The sequence below is a fragment of the Runella defluvii genome (assembly GCF_014195535.1).
GTDB classification, from domain to species: Bacteria; Bacteroidota; Bacteroidia; order Cytophagales; family Spirosomataceae; genus Runella; species Runella defluvii.
On the sequence record NZ_JACIBY010000043.1, the window covers coordinates 1 to 1,467 of the forward strand.

General features: G+C 43.2%; 1 protein-coding gene. It reads right to left on the reverse strand.

Annotation, left to right across the window (positions count from 1 at the left end; translation table 11 throughout):
- Position 1: 1 nt before the first annotated feature.
- Complete coding sequence (locus FHS57_RS31580) at positions 2 to 1,417, reverse strand: IS4 family transposase (RefSeq protein WP_183980800.1); 1,416 nt, start codon at positions 1,415 to 1,417, stop codon at positions 2 to 4.
- Positions 1,418 to 1,467: the final 50 nt, after the last annotated feature.

Genomic DNA, 1,467 nt, shown 5'->3' on the forward strand with positions numbered 1-1,467 from the left:
CCTATGGTAACCCCATAACTTGTTGATTTGGGGTGGTATTTTTGAGGGCGAACCCCTCAACGATAGCTTTGAATCTAACTAAACCATGAATCATGGTAATTGGTCCAGCAGGCTTGTTAACATGAGGACTCCATCCTCCTAATCGTGCCACCACCCATGCGACAAATGCCAATGAATTGGGGGGATGCTGATTTTTTTGTTTATCGGTCTTTCCCTCTAAAGTTGGATTGAGCCACAGGCTACATTCAATTTCTTGTTGATTGAGTATGATTTGGGCATCAATAGGTTGTTTTGGCTCTCTAGCCATGACTAAAGCCATCACTTGGGCGGCAGCCATTATGCTCACTACGGATAAGTTAGCTAATCCGTGGGTTGTTTCTAGTTGGGCCTGTTCGATGTTAAGCCCTTGGGTCTTTTCTGTACGATAGAGTTGCTCAATATTCCACCTTTCACAATACCATTCAATGAGTTGGGCAGCTTCTTGGTCAGTTGTCACTGCATGAGAACTGACCAACACCCAATGAATAGGTGTTTCATCTGCCAGCACGCTAGTATCATCCTCTCGTATGTCAATAACATACATACATAGGGTGTCGGGTAAAGATTTAGTAGGGTTTTTACTACTTTTAATCATGGTTATTGGACTAAACTTTACCCTCAAAAGTGCCTGATGACTCGTTCGATTTTGGCTGGTACTTACCTGAGTTTGATAAGAAAAACTGACAGGTATTTCCTGCAAAAATTGCGAAAGAAGCATCGTACTCCCATTACTATGACGTACCCGTCGATAATCAGTGGCTCGAATCAGCCAATCCCATTGGCGCTCTTTGTACAGACTAAAAAGCTCATAAATGTCCGCTTCTTGGTCGGCAATAACTGTGTATCGGCTTGCCCCTGCACAGTTTGTCGTACTTTGATCAATGGTACTATACCAACGATAAGTCTCTTTTTGGGAAAACGACACGTGGCGCAAGCTTCGTTTGCGTTGCTTGTTGTGTTCAACGCTATTGAACTCATTACTATGGACTTGGGCGCCCCCAATACCATAACAAGCCCTACTTTGTGCATCCACTAAAAGTGAGTTATGTAATTCAAAGCCCCCATGAACTTCTCCCTTGCCAACATATCCTAAATCTGTGCGCTGCTTAGTCTTCTTGAAACTCAGCACACTACTGTCTTGGTATAGAAGTAAGTGCTTGCCTGACCATGATACGTTGCGATCCTGCCAATACTGTTGAATAAGCCTACTGGGAGTCACTGAGGGGTGATTGATAAAGCTCCCAAACGACTTCTCCTGTGCATGATTCTTACTCAAGCGTCTAAGTATGACACTCAATTGCGTACTCATTGACCAGATCAGTGAACGAAAGGGTACTAACAAACGGGCATCCCCAAAAAAATGTGTCTTCTTGCGCATTTACAATATTAAAAATAAATTACGTACACTTATGGGGTTAAGGTAGGTTG

What these genes read in the sequence shown, in the direction of transcription:
- FHS57_RS31580 (WP_183980800.1), bottom strand. Translation starts at nt 1,417, where the DNA reads ATGCGCAAGAAGACACATTTTTTTGGGGATGCCCGTTTGTTAGTACCC.